The organism is Streptomyces sp. TLI_053, assembly GCF_900105395.1.
Taxonomy (GTDB): Bacteria; Actinomycetota; Actinomycetes; order Streptomycetales; family Streptomycetaceae; genus Kitasatospora.
This window is the reverse complement of sequence record NZ_LT629775.1, coordinates 948,184-962,626: the sequence shown is the minus strand read 5'-3', so window position 1 is coordinate 962,626 and position 14,443 is coordinate 948,184. Positions and strand designations below refer to the sequence as shown.

The 14,443-nt window shown below is 75.8% G+C and carries 10 protein-coding genes; 3 read left to right on the top strand and 7 right to left on the bottom strand.

Going from position 1 to position 14,443, the window contains the following annotated elements:
- Window positions 1-60: 60 nt before the first annotated feature.
- Window positions 61-1,416, bottom strand: coding sequence for a hypothetical protein (locus tag BLU95_RS03520; protein ID WP_159424751.1), 1,356 nt, complete (start codon window positions 1,414-1,416; stop codon window positions 61-63).
- Window positions 1,416-2,294, bottom strand: coding sequence for a hypothetical protein (locus tag BLU95_RS03515; protein WP_093858637.1), 879 nt, complete (start codon window positions 2,292-2,294; stop codon window positions 1,416-1,418). Before BLU95_RS03515 ends, BLU95_RS03520 begins: the two co-directional genes overlap by 1 nt.
- Before the next feature lie 358 nt (window positions 2,295-2,652).
- Here BLU95_RS03515 and BLU95_RS03510 point away from each other — a divergent pair, with 358 nt between their 5' ends.
- Together BLU95_RS03510 and BLU95_RS03505 are read left to right on the top strand one after the other, a co-directional pair.
- The gene (locus BLU95_RS03510) at window positions 2,653-3,909 is read left to right on the top strand and encodes an RCC1 domain-containing protein (RefSeq protein ID WP_093858636.1); all 1,257 of its coding nucleotides are present in this window, start codon (window positions 2,653-2,655) and stop codon (window positions 3,907-3,909) included.
- A 73-nt stretch (window positions 3,910-3,982) separates the two neighbouring features.
- On the top strand, window positions 3,983-5,218 hold the full coding sequence (locus BLU95_RS03505) for an RCC1 domain-containing protein (protein ID WP_093858635.1): 1,236 nt from the start codon (window positions 3,983-3,985) through the stop codon (window positions 5,216-5,218).
- Window positions 5,219-5,341: 123 nt separating this feature from the next.
- Here the strand turns inward: BLU95_RS03505 and BLU95_RS03500 are convergent, their stop codons facing one another.
- Together BLU95_RS03500 and BLU95_RS03495 are read right to left on the bottom strand one after the other, a co-directional pair.
- Window positions 5,342-5,938 carry a dihydrofolate reductase family protein gene (locus BLU95_RS03500; RefSeq protein WP_093864612.1) on the bottom strand — a complete coding sequence of 199 codons (597 nt, stop codon included), beginning with the start codon at window positions 5,936-5,938 and terminating at the stop codon, window positions 5,342-5,344.
- 5 nt (window positions 5,939-5,943) lie between these two features.
- Window positions 5,944-6,426, bottom strand: coding sequence for a GNAT family N-acetyltransferase (locus tag BLU95_RS03495; protein WP_093858634.1), 483 nt, complete (start codon window positions 6,424-6,426; stop codon window positions 5,944-5,946).
- Between the two features lie 143 nt (window positions 6,427-6,569).
- On the opposite strand from BLU95_RS03495, the gene BLU95_RS03490 reads away from it, so the two are divergent.
- A complete protein-coding gene (locus tag BLU95_RS03490; protein ID WP_093858633.1) occupies window positions 6,570-9,293 on the top strand; it encodes a helix-turn-helix transcriptional regulator in 2,724 nt (907 codons plus the stop codon).
- Between the two features lie 145 nt (window positions 9,294-9,438).
- Here BLU95_RS03490 and BLU95_RS03485 read toward each other — a convergent pair whose 3' ends face one another.
- The 3 genes from BLU95_RS03485 to BLU95_RS03475 all read right to left on the bottom strand — a co-directional run bounded on the left by BLU95_RS03485 (window position 9,439) and on the right by BLU95_RS03475 (window position 14,383).
- Window positions 9,439-10,752 (bottom strand): cryptochrome/photolyase family protein, encoded by a 1,314-nt coding sequence (locus BLU95_RS03485; RefSeq protein WP_093858632.1) that lies wholly within the window; start codon window positions 10,750-10,752, stop codon window positions 9,439-9,441.
- 159 nt (window positions 10,753-10,911) lie between these two features.
- The gene (locus BLU95_RS45475) at window positions 10,912-12,924 is read right to left on the bottom strand and encodes a sigma-70 family RNA polymerase sigma factor (RefSeq protein ID WP_159424750.1); all 2,013 of its coding nucleotides are present in this window, start codon (window positions 12,922-12,924) and stop codon (window positions 10,912-10,914) included.
- Between the two features lie 148 nt (window positions 12,925-13,072).
- Window positions 13,073-14,383, bottom strand: a complete 1,311-nt coding sequence (locus BLU95_RS03475; RefSeq protein ID WP_093858630.1) for an NAD(P)/FAD-dependent oxidoreductase — start codon at window positions 14,381-14,383, stop codon at window positions 13,073-13,075.
- Window positions 14,384-14,443: the final 60 nt, after the last annotated feature.

Genomic DNA, 14,443 nt, shown 5'->3' with positions numbered 1-14,443 from the left:
GCCACCACGTCGGCCGCCCTCCCCGGTTCCTGGGGAGGGCGGCCGACGTACGGGTCGAGGTCAGGGCGTCAGCAGCACCGACCGGGTGGGCACCCCGGCGGGCGGAGCGTCCAGGGTGAGCAGCCGCTTGTCCGTCCCGGCCCCGTTGTCCGGGGTGCCGGCGGTCGGCCGGGTGGCGCCGCAGCGCTGCAGCTCGGTCTCGGTGAGCGGGCCGGAACGCTGGTAGTAGCGGTCCGGCAGGGAGGCCGAGGGCACGTCGAAGACGGCGTCCAGCCGGTACTTGTTGCGGGCGTTGGTGAAGCTGCCCACCACGCGTTCGCGGGCCGGCTGCACCTCGATCCAGCTCATCTCGCCCGGCTGGATGGTCGGGTTGAGCTGCTTGGTGGTGGTCCGTGCCCAGGTCAGCGGGTTGTTGGTGTTCACGGCCGCGGAGTTGCCGCCCGCGGTACTGAACCCGGCGGCGGCCTGGGCGGCCAGGTTGGGGCGGCTCTGGGCGATGTCGGAGCGGCTGGGGACGAGCGGCGTGCCCTTGAGCGCGTAGTACTGGGTGAGGTTGTCGTACGAGGGCTCGGTGTTCTCCATCCGCCGGTCGTCCACCACGGCGTTGCGGGTGCAGTTGATGTAGACCTCGCCGACGATCCGGGTCTGCCCGTAGTACTGGTAGGAGTACCGGTTGTCGGCGGTGAACACGCAGTTGGTGGGCGAGCCCTCGCAGTCGTCCACCGCGACGCCCGGCTCCAGCGGGTCGTTGCCCCGATAGGCCTTGGGGCCGGGCAGCTGCTCCTTGCGGATCTTCTGGTCGACCGGTGCGGGGGTCTGCCTGGCGGCGACGTTGGTGATCAGCGGGCCGCAGGAGAGCGAGTTCCGCTGCTCGGCCGAGTCGAAGGACACCATCGGGTTGTCCTCGGTGGCGGTGAACTCGAAGACCCGGCCGCTGGTCCAGTTGGCGGTGCCGACGGTGTCGGTGCCCTTGGTGGTGACGACGGGATCGGGGGCGGGCCCGGTGGTGATCAGCGAGACGTTGTAGGTCTGGCCGTCCTTCAGCTGCTCGGGTGTGCAGCGGCGGTCGACACCCGGGCTGTCGTCCCAGGTCAGGGTGACGCCCGAACCGGCCTTGACCCCCCACAGCCGGGTGCGCATCGTCAGCGCGGCGCCGTTCCAGTTCAGCGCGGCGGCCTGGTAGCCGCGCGGGTGCTGGGCGAGGGACTTGCCGAAGACCACGCCGGTGGTGTCGGGGGACCAGTCGGTGTGTCCGGCGGCGGTGCCGTTGTCGGGGGCGACGGGCTGGGCGAAGGTGCCGTTGGGCACCTGGACGTCCACCGTGTCGGCGGCGCGGGCGGACGGTGCTGCGGCCGGGGCGGCGACGAGGGCCAGACCCGCCGCCGCGGCGGCCAGGATCCGGGGCCGGCGCGCCATCAGCAGAACCACCAGTCGCTCGGCGGCACGACGGCGTCGCCCGGCTTGACGCCGGCGGTCAGGGCGTTGGGAAGGGCGCAGAGGTCGGCGGCGGCGGTGTTCGGGTCCTGGTCGCGCGGGACCTTGCCGAAGTCCTCGACGGCCTGGGTCTCCTTGGCGATGCCGTCCTTCTCCGCCTTGCCGTCACCGGCCACGCCCGCCAGGCAGTTCCGGTCGGTGGCCGGGCACTTGTCGAGCTTCTCCTTGTCGGCGGCGAGGTCCTTGCACTGCGGGTTGTCCTTGGCGTCGCCCGAGCAGGGGTCGCTCGTCGCACCGCCCTTCGGCGGGGTGAGCGGCGGGGCGGTCTGCTTGGCGGAGACATTGGTGATCAGCGGGCCGCACCCGAGGTTGTCGGCGACGGTGGAGGCGAAGGTGATCAGTGGCGCGTCCTCGGCGGCGGTGAAGGAGTACGTCCGGCCGAGGAACCAGTTCGCCTTGCCCGTCGGGTCGTTGGTGGTGAAATCGCCCCGGGTGTTGTCCGCGCCGGCCACGGTCACGGTGTACGTCCGTTTGGCGGCGCTCTGTGTCACGCAGCTGTCGGGGTTGTCGTCCCAGCTGACGGTGACCGTGGCACCGGTGCGGACGCCGCGAAGCCGACCACTGAGCGGGGTCGACGTGGGCCGGGGGAGGTAGGCGGCCTGGAATCCCTGGGGGTGTGCGCTGCGGGGTGCCCCGGTGACACCTCCGCCGCTCGTCCAGTCGGTGGGGGTGCCGGCCCAGGTCTTGTCGGCGGGCACGGTGGGCGAGGAGAAGGTCCCGTTCGGCACCACGGCCGGCTCGGTGTCCTCCGCTCCCGCCGGCACCGGGGCCGCCAGCGCCATCGCGGCACTGAGGGTCACAACCAGGAGTCTGGCTCGTTGTCTCCGTGGCACGGTCTCTCCCACTGAAGTCGGCTGAATCATAGGGTACTTGCGATCGACGACCGTTATTGATCATCGGGCCCCGGCCGCCCATGCTTCGGCAGGCGATCACGGAACGCAACCGCTGACGATCCGTTAGGGGGATGACGAACGATCGGGCTGGGCCAACAAGGTGGAAAGCCGTTCGGGACCGCACGACCGTTCTGATCATGGGGCAGTCATTCCACTGATCCGATCATCGTTCTTCGGCCGTGCGGCCAGGCTGCCGCACGGCCCGGCCCGTGCTGTCCGCGCCCGCGGATCCGCCGCCGCCCCGTCCCCCGAACGTGAGGAAGAGATGCGCCCGCTGCACCGCAAGCTCCGCCGCCTGCCCGTGACCGCCGCGACCGCCGTTCCCGCGGTGGTCGCGAGCCTGACCCTGCTGGGTTCCGTCGCGCTGCCCACCTCGGCCGCCTCCGCGTACGACCTGCGGCTGCGGTCCTGGGGGCTGAACGCCAGCGGCCAGCTGGGTGACGGCACCAAGACCCAGCGGCTCACCCCGACCTCCGTCGTCGGCCTGTCCGGCGCCGAACTGACCTCCGTGGCTGCCGGCGGCACCGGTGGCTCCGCCGGTTCCGGCTTCGGCCTGGCGCTGCTCGCCAACGGCACCGTGGAGTCCTGGGGCAAGAACGACAAGGGCCAGCTCGGCAACGGCGCCACCAGCGCCACCGACGAATGGGCGGTCCCGAGCCTGGTCGCCGGACTGGGCGGGGTGCAGGCGGTCGCCGCGGGCGGCTCGCACGCGCTGGCCCTGCTGAAGGACGGCACCGTCAAGGCCTGGGGCCTCAACGACAAGAGCCAGCTGGGCGACGGCACCACGACCAACGCCAACCTCCCGGTGACGGTGGCCGGACTGGAGGACGTCAAGGCGATCGCGGCCGGCGACACCTTCAGCATGGCCCTGCTGAAGGACGGCACGGTGAAGACCTGGGGCAACAACGACAAGGGTCAGCTCGGCGTCACCGCCAGGCCGGCCAGCTCCACCGCCGCCGTTCCCGCTCCCACCCCGGCCACCCGCACCACCGCGGTCGCGGTGCCCGAGCTGACCACCGTGAAGGGCATCACCGCCGGTGCCTCGCACGCGCTCGCACTGCTGGCGGACGGCACCGTGATGGCCTGGGGCCTCAACGACAAGGGCCAGCTCGGTGACGACACCGTGGTGAACAAGCCTTACCCGGTCGGCGTCCTGGAGCTCAAGAACGTCACCGAGCTCGCCGGCGGCGCCTCGCACAGCCTCGCGCTGCTCCAGGACCGCACCCTGCGCGGCTGGGGCCTGAACGCCAACGGCCAGGTCGGCGACGGCACCACCACCCAGCGCAACACCAGCGTGCCGATCCCCGGTGTCACCGGCGTGACCGGCATCGCCGCCGGCGCCGCCCACAACCTCGCGGTGCTCTCCGACGGCACCGTCCAGGCCTGGGGCCTCAACGACAAGGGCCAGCTCGGCGACGGCACCACCACCCAGCGCAACAACCCGGTGCAGGTGCTGGCCAAGTCCGGCAGCGTCTCCATGGTCGCGGCGCCGTCCAACGGCAGCTTCAGCCTGGCGCGCTGACCCGCGAAGCCCGTCGGTCCCGGTGCCGCCCGCCCCGACGCCGACGCCCGTCCCGTCAACAGAAAGGCAGCACATGACGAACTCCCGTACCGCGCCGCGAGGCAGGCTGCGCCCGGCGGTCGCCGCGTCGGTGGCCGCGCTGACAGCGCTCGGCCTGGCCGCCGTGCCCGTCGGCAGCGCCCACGCCCAGGAGAAACGCCTCAAGTCCTGGGGCAACAACCGGTCCGGCCAGCTCGGCGACGGCACCTGGACCGACTTCCGCACCACCGCCACCACCGTGCTCGGGCTGACCAGCGCCGAGGTGGTCAAGATCGCCGCCGGTGGCGCGGGGCCCACCAACGGCCACGGGCTGGCGCTGCTGACGGACCGCACCGTGCAGTCCTGGGGCTCCAACAACTCCGGCCAGCTCGGTGACGGCTCGGTGTTCGGCCACAACGCCCCCGGCCAGGTGGTCAACCTCTCCAACGCCACCGACATCGCCGCCGGCGGCGCCCACAGCCTCGCCCTGCTCGCCGACCAGACCGTGGTGGCCTGGGGGAAGAACAACTACGGCCAGCTGGGCAACGGCACCAACGCGGACAGCAGCGTCCCGGTCCGGGTCGAGGGACTGAACAAGGTGATCGCGATCGCGGGCGGCCTCAACCACAGCATCGCGCTGCGCGAGGACGGCACCGTCTGGGCCTGGGGATACAACATCAACGGGCAGCTGGGCGACGGGACTTCCGCCAGTCGCAACGTGCCCTCCCCGGTGACCAACCTGACCGGCGTCACCCGGATCGCCGCCGGCTGCAACCACAACCTCGCCCTGGTCGGACCGCCGAGCGGTCCGGGCAAACCCACCAGCGGCAACGCCGTGAAGGCCTGGGGCTACAACGCCACCGGCCAGCTCGGCGACAACAGCACCATCAGCCGCTACACCCCGGTGGACACCCAGGGCATCTGGCTCGGCGGCGTCTCCCAGATCGCGGCCGGCTGCAACCACAGCCTCGCCGTGACCGACAGCGACAACCGCCTCAAGTCCTGGGGGCAGAACACCTCCGGCCAGATCGGCGACGGCACCACGGACTACCGGATCACGCCCGTGCCCGTCCCCGACATCAAGGGCGTGCAGCTGGTGGGCGGCGGCCGGGAGCACACGATCGCGCTGCTCGGGGACAACACCGTCCGCTCCTGGGGCGCCAACGGCTCCGGCCAGCTCGCCAACGGCACCACCACCGACAGCAGCACCCCGGTCACCTCGCTCACCGCGCTGACCGGCGTCGACAAGATCGCCGCGCCCGTCGGCGGGGACTTCAGCCTCGCCAACTGAGCTCCCTCAACGGCGACTTCGACATCCCCGCTCCAGGTCCGGCGGCGCCGAGTCCCCCGTCGGCCGACCACGGAGCGCGGGGCGGCGGACCCTCCGAGGTCCGCCGCCCCGCGCTCCGGCCGGTCAGGCCGCGGCCCTCGCGTAGGTGAGGAAGACGGTGCCGCCGGGCAGCACCGTGTGGTCGGTGAGGGTGAAGGTCCGCGGGCTCACCCCGTCCTTGCCGGCGAACACCGGTACGCCCGCCCCGACGGTGACCGGGTTGACCTTGAGCACCAGCTCGTCGATCTCCGGGTAGAGGGCGCCGGCCAGCTCCGCGCCGCCCACCAGCCAGATCCCGCCGCCCTCCTCGGCCTTGAGCTCCCGGACCCGGGCCACCGGGTCGGTGGACACCAGCTCGACGGCCGGGGCCGGCGCCTCGGTGAGGGTGCGGGAGAAGACCAGGTGCCGCAGGTGCGGATAGGCGTCGGCGACACCGGCGTCCAGGCCGATCTGGTAGGAGCGGCGTCCCTCCAGCACGGTGTCGAAGCGGGTGCCCGTCGCCGTGATGCCCAGGGCCTCGCGAGCCGGGCCCGGCAGCGTCTCCGGGTAATGGGCGATCAAGTGCTCCAGGTAGTCGGGGGTGACGGTGAAGAACCCGTCCGGCCCGGTCGGGTCGCCCCCGTCGGGACCGGCGATGACCCCGTCCAGGGTGGTGGCCACGAAGTAGGTCAGCTTGCGCAAGGTGATCATCCTTCAAGAGCGTAGTAGTGCAGGCTGTCGTCGGAGGAGGTCCTCCGCAGCCCGGCCTTCTCCAGCACCCGCTGCGAGGCGGTGTTGTCGTGGGTGGTGTCGGCCAGCGCCCGCCGGACGCCGCCCTCGGCGAACCCCCGCCGCAGCAGGGCCAGCAGCGCCTCGGTGGCGTAGCCCCGGCCCTCGACCTCGGGCGCTACGCCGTAGCCCAGCCCGACCGCCCCGTCCGCGTCCGGCGGGCCGAAGAAGCCGATCCCGCCGATCACCTGGTCGTTGCTCAGCAGCTCGATCAGCTGCGGCTCGAACAGCGGCTCGGTCCGCGGTGCCGCGAGGAACATCCGCGCCACCGCCCGGTCGTCCTCCCGGGGGAAACCGGGGCTCCAGCCGCTGACCGGCCGGTCGCCGGCCGCCACCCGCCCGGCTTCCTCGGTGGTGTACGGGCGCAGCCGCAGCCGCGCCGTCTCGATACTGAACGTCATCTTTGCTCCGTGTCGCGGCGATTGTCCCCGTGGGGCCGGGTCGAACAGGTACGACGGTAGGCGAGGCGTCCCTGCCGGTGAATCGGTCACCACGACCCAATGCGAGGTCCCGGGTCGTACACCCGTCCGGTTAGACTCCCCGGATGCTCTACGGTCGGGCCGCGGAAGAAGGCCAGCTCAGAAGTCTGCTCCGGCGGGCGGCGGAGGGTGCCAGCGGTGCCCTGGTCGTCCACGGCGAGGCCGGTATCGGCAAGACGGCGCTGCTGGAGCACCTCGCGGCCGAGGCCACCGGTGCCTCCTCGGACGGCGCTCGGGGCCGGGCGGCCGGTGCGGCGGGCGCGAACGGCCGGGCCCCGGCCCGGGTGCTGCGGACCACGGGCATCGAGGCCGAGACCGAACTCCCCTTCGCCGCCCTGCACCAGCTGCTGCGCCCCGCCCTGGACCGGCTCGGTCTGCTGCCGGCGCCCCAGGCCGAGGCGCTGCGGGCGGCGTTCGGACTGGCCGCGCCCACCGGCCAGGACCGGTTCCTGACCGGCCTCGGTGTGCTGACGCTGCTCTCCGAGTACGCGGGCGAGAGCCCGCTGCTCTGCCTCGTCGACGACGCCCAGTGGGTGGACCGGGCCTCCCTGGACGCCCTGGCCTTCGCCGCCCGGCGGCTGGACTCCGAGGGGGTCGTGATGGTCTTCGCGGTCCGCGAGCCGGTCCCGCTCGGTCTGCCGGAACTGCGCCTCGACGCCCTGGACCGGGAGGCGGTCGCCGCGCTGCTGGCCGAACACGCGGGCCCGGACCTGCCCCCGCACGTACGGGAACGGGTCGCGGCCGAGGCCCGCGGCAACCCGCTGGCCCTGATCGAACTGCCCCGGGCGCTCAGCGAGGAGCAGCGGACCGGGCTGCTCGGCCCGCTGCCCGCGGCCCCGGCGGACGCGACCCCGGCCAGCCGGGTGACGGCCGCGTTCGGCGCCCGCCTGGGGCTGCTGCCGGAACCCACCGGGGCGGCGCTGCTCGTCGCCGCCGCCGACGACATCGGCGACCTGGGCGTGGTGCTGACCGCCGCCGGGGTCTCGGCGGCCGCGCTCGAACCGGCCGAGACCGCCGGGCTGATCCGCCTCGACGGGACCGCGCTGACGTTCCGCCACCCGCTGGTGCGGGCCGCCGCCTACCGGGGCGCCACCCTGGCCCGCCGGATCGCCGCCCACCTCGCCCTGGCCGAGGCCCTGACCGGCGCCGAACACGCCGACCGCCGGGCCTGGCACCGGGCTGCCGCCAGCACCGGCCCGGACGAGGCGGTGGCCCGGGAGCTCGACGCCGCCGCCGAGCGGGCCGGCGGCCGCCAGGGGTCGGCGAGCGCCTCGGCCGCCCACGAGCGGGCGGCCCAGCTCAGCCCCGACCCGGCCGACCGCCGCCGCCGACTGGTCGCCGCCGCCCAGGCCGCCGCGGACGCCGGCCAGTTCCAGCGCGTCGCCGTGCTGCTGCGGCGCGGCGGGGAGGACGACGACGGCGCGGCGGGGAACGCCGAACTGGCCCGGGTGCGCGCCGCGCTGGAACTCAACGAGGGCTCGGCCGCGCGTGCGGTCGAGGTGCTGCTCGCGACCGGGGACGCCGGACCGACGATCCTCACCGAGGCCTTCCACGCCGCCCGGTCGGCGGGCGATCCGGGCCTGCTCGAGCGGGTCCGGGCCCGGGTGGCGGCCGCGCCCGCGGACCACCCCGCCACCCTGGGCGCCCTGGCGGCCGTGTACGGCGGCGAGCCGGTGGCGGCGGAGCGGTTCGGGGCGGTGGCGCGCGACGCCGGCACCCTCTTCAGCGAACGCTTCCTGGCCGCCGACGCCGTGCACACGCTGGCCGAGTACGGGACGGCCCGCGAACTCGCCGAACTGCTGCTCGCCCACTGCCGCTCCCACGGCCTGCTCGGCTGGCAGGCCACCTGTCTGCACCTGCTCGCCGAGACGCACCTCGCCCGGGGCGAGCTGCGGCCCGCCGCCCGCGCCGCCGAGGAGGGACTGACCATCGCCGGGTACGCCGGCCTGGACCACCGCGCCTGCTACCTCCGGGCCACGCTCGCCACCTGCGCGGCCGTCGAGGGCGACGAACCGCGCTGCCGGGAGCTGGCCGGCGCCGCCCTCGACCACGCCCGCGAGCACGACCTCGGCACCGCCGCCGTACAGGCCCGGCGTGCCCTCGCCCTCGCCGACCTCGGCGCCGGGGACGCGGCGGCGGCCCTCGCGCACCTGGACGCGGCCGACCGGTACCCGGACGGACCGCCGGTGCTGCACGCCCTCGTGCTGCCCGAACTGGTCGAGGCCGCGGCCCGCGCGGGCACGGCCAGGCCCGGGGCCGCCGAGCGGCTCGGGCGCTGGGCCGAACAGTGCGGCAGCCCGGCCGCCCTCGCCGTGGCCGCCCGCTGCCGGGCCCTCACCGCCGACGACGAGTCCGCCGAGGAGGAGTTCCTCGCCGCGGCCGCCCACGGCGAGCACGCCGGCGGAGGCCTGGAGCTGGCCCGGACCCAGCTGCTCCACGGCGAGTGGCTGCGCCGGCGGCGGCGCCGCTCCGACGCGCGGCGGGTCCTGCGGCAGGCCCTGGAGGCCTTCGAGAAGGCCGGGGCCCGGCCCTGGGCGGAGCGCGCCCGGGCCGAACTCCGGGGCACCGGTGAGGTGATCGACGCCACCAGTGCCACCGGTGTCCCGCTCGGGCGGCTCACCCCGCAGGAGCGCGAGGTGGTACGGCTGGCCGCGGCGGGCCGGAGCAACCGCGAGATCGCCGCGCAGCTGTTCCTCAGCCCGCGCACGGTCGGGCACCACCTCTACCGGGCCTTCCCCAAACTCGGCGTGGCCTCCCGCGACCAGCTGGCGGCGGCCCTGGCCGGCTGAGCCGGTCCGCGGCCGGTCCGCGGTCGGCCCGCGGTCGGGCTCCCGGGCCGACGTCGCCCCGCCGTTGCCCCGTTGTCGGGCTCCGGGCCCGCCGTCGCCCCGGTCGGCCGGTCGGCCGGTCGGCCGGGCTTCCGGGCCGACGCCGTCAGGGACGCCCGTGCTGGAAGCGGGCGTTCAGGGCCTCGGGGTCGAGGATCGGTGCCGGGTAGTCGGCGCCGAACAGCCAGGGCCGGTGGACGGAGGGGCCCGGCAGATGGGCGAGTTCGGGGACCCAGCGCCGCACGTAGGCGCCGTCGGGGTCGTAGCGGTCGGCCTGGCGCAGCGGGTTGAGTACCCGGTTGGGCCGGGTGTCGGTGCCGGTGCCGGCCACCCACTGCCAGTTGAGCTGGTTGTTGGCCACGTCGCCGTCGACCAGCAGGGAGAGGAAGTGGGCGGCGCCGACCCGCCAGTCCAGGTAGAGGTTCTTGGCCAGGAAGCTCGCGGTCAGCAGCCGGGCACGGTTGTGCATCCAGCCCTCGTGGGCGAGCTGGCGCATCCCGGCGTCGACGATCGGGTAGCCGGTGCGGCCCTGCCGCCACGCCTCGGCCTCGGCCTCGTCGTGGTGCCAGCGGTCGTCCCGGTCGCGGTAGTCGCGCCGCGCCGCGTCGGGGCGGGCGGCCAGCACCTGGTGGTGGAAGTCCCGCCAGACCAGCTGCCGGACGAACGCCTGCGTGCCGGGACCGTCGTGCCGCAGGGCGCGGGTGACGAGTTCGGTGGGGGAGAGGCAGCCGAAGTGCAGGTAGGGGGAGAGCCGGGAGGTGTCGTCCGCCGCCAGGTCGTCGTGGATGTCGGCGTAGGCGTCGATGTCCCACCGGCGCCAGCGGGCCCGGGCCGCGCTCTCGCCGCCGGGCGGCAGGCCCGGGGAGGTCGCGCCGTCCACGAGCAGCGTGTCGCTGCGGACGCCGTCCGGGGTGGCGAGCGCCCTGGGGGCGTTGAGGACGGTGCGGCGGGGGGCCGCCTGCCAGGCGCGGTGGTAGGGGGTGAAGACCGCGTAGTGGTCGCGTCCGGCCGGGGTGACCCGGCCCGGCGGGAGCACGGTGACGGAGGCGTCGTGGACGTGCAGCCGGTCGCCGAGGAGCTTGCGCAGGTGCTCCTCGCGTCGCTGGGCGAAGGCGGTCACCCCGGCGGCGACGTGCACCGTGGCGGCGCCGGTCTCGGCGGCGACCCGTGCCGTCTGCTCGGGGGCCTCGCCCCGGCGCACGGTCAGCCGGGACCCGATCGCGCGCAGCGAGACGTCCAGATCGGCGAGGCAGTCGGCCAGGAAGGCCTGCCGGTTGGGCGCGGCGAAGCCGGCGGCCTCGACGGCGGGGTCGGAGACGAACAACGGGACGACCTGGTCGGCCGAGGTGCGCGCGGCGTGCAGCACGGGGTTGTCGTGCAGGCGCAGGTCCTGGGTGAACAGGGCGATCGATACGGTCACGGGTGGTGCCTCGCAGGTGGTGCGGTCGGGGTTCCGGGCTTTCGGTGCGGGCTTTCGGTGCGGGCTCTCGGCGTCGGCCTTCGGTGCGGGGCTCCGGCGCGGCCCCCGGTACCGGGCTCTCGGTGCCGTGCCCTCGGCTGCCGCCGTCCTGAGCGGGCGTCAGGCCGTGATCGCCTCCTCCAGCAGGTCGACGGCGCCGGCGAGGGTGCGGGGCGTCGCGGCCTCGGCCGGGACCCCGGTCCGGCCCCAGCCCGGACCGGCCGCGACCACCGTCGCCCGGCCCCGGGAGCCGCGCGGGCCCCGCACCCCGGCGCTCACCTGGCGCACCAGCGCGAGGTCGGCGGTCTGCCGGTCCTGGGACCAGATCATCACGGCGCCCGGCCCCAGCCGGTGGACGGCGTCGAGCAGCGCGCGGGGCGGGACGGCCGCGCCCAGCATCCGGAACGGGAGGGCGCGTTCGGTCAGCGCCGCCGCCGTGGCCTCCAGCGGCAGGGTGTGCTGCTCGCCCGGCGTCGCCGCCAGCAGCACCGGCCGCACCGGCCGGACCCGGACGGCCTGTACCGCCACCCCGCGCAGCACGCTGGAGACGTGCCAGGACAGCAGGTGCTCGACCTCGACGTACTGCTCGCCGTCGACCGCCCACTTGCGCCCCACGGCCTGAAGGGCGGGCATCATCACCTCGGTCCAGGCGTCGACCACGCCGAGCCGTTCGACGGCCCCTCGCAGGATCCCGGTGACCTCCGGCGCGTCCATCCGCACCGCGGCGCGGGCCAGGCCGCGGCACTCGGGGCTCACCGTCCCGACCCGCAGCGTCCGGCTGCCGCCGGGGGCACGGCCGGCCCTGGTGTCCTCGGGGCCGGTGCCGTCGGGACCGGCGTCCCCGCTGCTGGTGTCGTCGGTGCTGGTGTCGTCGGCGGGACCGGTGTCCCCGGCCCCGCGCCGGGCCAGGGCGGCGCGGGCGGCCTCGCCCGGTGGCACGCCCCTGGCCGTCAGCCGGCACATCGCCTCCAGGACGGCGATGTCCTGCGGGCTCCAGCGGCGGTGGTGCCCGGCCCGGCGGTCGGCGGGGCCGATGCCGTAGCGCCGCTCCCAGGAACGGACGGTCGTCGGTGACACCCCCAGGCGCCGGGCGACCCCGCCGGTGGGCAGACCGGGCTCGTCGTCGGCCGCGGTGTCCTCGTGCGGGGCTCGCGGCGTCACCATGCCCAGGACCTCCGCCCGGTGCGGTCCGCGCGGCGCGCCGGGACGGCGGTCGCCGGTGGCTCCCTCCCGGGGCGGCCGGGGCGCGGCGCGGGCGCGGCCGGGGGTGGGTCGCCCGGGGCGAGCGGTCGGTGGGGCGCCATGCTGTCCTCCCGCGGAGCGGACGGTCCGGGCGCCGGTGCACTCGGCGCCGATCTTGCGGCCGGTCGGCGATTCTACGATCGCGGCGGCCCGGCCCGGTGTTGCCGCCGCCGTGCTCGTGGCGTCGCGACGGGCGGAGGGACGGGCGCCGGGGCGGGCCGAGGGAAGGACGGCGGGGCGGCGGTCGGCGACGCGGCCCGCGACGGCGCCGGGGTCCTGGCCGGGCCCGGCGCCCGGGCCGAAGGCGTCCCGCAGGTGCCGCAGGCCGTCGCGGACCCGGGTCTTGACCGTGCCGAGCGGCACCTCCAACCGGTGCGCGATCTCCCGCTGCGAGTACCCGCCGTAGTAGGCCAGGACCACGGCCTCGCGCTGCGCCGCGCTCAGCCCCGCGAGCGCGGCGCGCACCCGCACCCGGTCCAGCGCGCGCACCGCCTGCTCCTCCGGCGGTTCGCACCCCGCGGCCGGTTCCGGGAGGGCGAGGCGCCGCTCCCGGTCGGCCGCCGCGCGCGCCGAGCGGACGCGGTCCACGGCGCGGTGGTGGGCGATGGTCAGGACCCACGCGAGCACCGTGCCGCGCTCGGGCCGGTAGGCCGCCGCGGTGCGCCACACCTCCAGCAGCACCTCCTGGGCGACCTCCTCGGCGTGCGCCGGACAACGCAGGGTGCGCAGCGCCGTCCCGTACACGGGCCCGGCCACTGCGCGGAACAGCAGCTCGAAGGCGGCCTCGTCGCCCCGCGCCGAGAGCGCGAGAAGACGGCGCAGTTCCCCGGTTGCCGCCCCGCTCGGCCCGGGGCCGGGGGCGTCCTCGCACACCTGCGTTCGCGGACTCACCCGTCCACCGTGCAGCGATCGGCCCCGCCGGGCCCACTCGCATCGTTTGTGCATCGCTTTCGGAAGGGGCTCAAAGGCTCGGACGGGTCCGGACGGACTCGAACGGACTCGGGCAGGCTCGGACGGGCTCGGGCAGGCTCGGACGGGCTCAGACGGGCTCGGGCGTGGCCGCCCCGCGCGGTCGGCTCCGCCGGCCGCCCGCCAGGTCCGCCGCCACCTCGCGGGCCGCCCGGGCCCCCGAGGCCAGCGCCCCCTGCACCGAGGCCGTCGCCCGGTGGTCCCCGCACACGTAGCGGCCCGGCGCGAAGCGTGTCGTCCGGCTGAGCGGGAGCGGCGCCGGCCCGGCCGGCAGCGCCTCGGCGATCCGGTACGCGGCGAGCGGCTCCCAGCCGGACACGTCCGCGCCGTACAACGCGCCCGCCCGCCGCCGGACCGCGCCCTCGTCGGCCGCCGTGCCCGGCACCGACGTCGACACCAGCGCCCGCCCGTCGGGGGAGCAGCCCGGGACCACCTCGGACAGCACGACCGTGTTCAGCACCGGCCCGTCGGTGTCCACGACCAGCGTCGGTCCGTCCAGCGGACTCACCGGTGCCGCGTGGTAGAAGGTCGTGACCGCCCGCGCGGCGGGTACCTCCAGACCCGGCAGCAGCCGGGCGGCCGCGCCGGCCCCGGTCGCCACCACCACCGTCCGCGCCCGCACCCGCGCTCCGTCGGCGAGCACCACACCCTCCGCCGTCAGCCGCTCCACCGGCGCGCCGCAGACCAGCCGCCCCGGCGGCAGCCCGGCCGCGAGCTGCCGGGGCACGGCCCCGATGCCCTGCTGCGGCAGGCACAGGCTCCCGCGCAGCATGCTGCGCCACACCAGGTGGAACATCCGGCTCGACGTCTCCAGCCGGTCCTCCAGGAACACCCCGGCCAGGAACGGCCGCAGCACGCCCTCGACGGTGCGCCGCGAGACGCCGGCCCGCCGCAGTGCCAGCGCGGTGCTGGTCTCCGGGAACCGCTTCAGCAGGGCGGCGGGCAGGGCCGCGTCGCACAGCCCCAGCAGCCCGAGCGCCGCCAGGTCGCGCGGGGGCAGTACCCGGCCGCTCAGCAGGTCCAGGGCCCGGTCCGGGCGGCGGGTCGGGTCCAGCAGCAGGCGCGACCGTCGGCCGTCGGCGAGCAGCATGCCGGGCGTGAACGGGTGCAGCCGCAGCGCGGCGAGGTCGAGGCGGCGCCGGACCTGCGGGTACGCCGTGTTGAACACCTGGAAGCCCCGGTCGAGGCGGAACCCCCGCACCACGTCGGTGCGCATCCGCCCGCCCACGTCCTCGGCGGCCTCCAGGACCAGCGCCTCGTGCCCCGCCGCGGTCAGGTCCAGCGCGCAGGCCAGTCCGGCCGGGCCCGCTCCGACCACGATCACCTCGGCCGACTCCGGCAGCGCCGGTGCGGTCGGGTCCTGCTCCGTGCGGTGCGTCATCGTTCGTCCTCCTGTGCGGTCCGGTGGTCGGGGACGGTTCGGAGCGCGGCGACGGCCGGA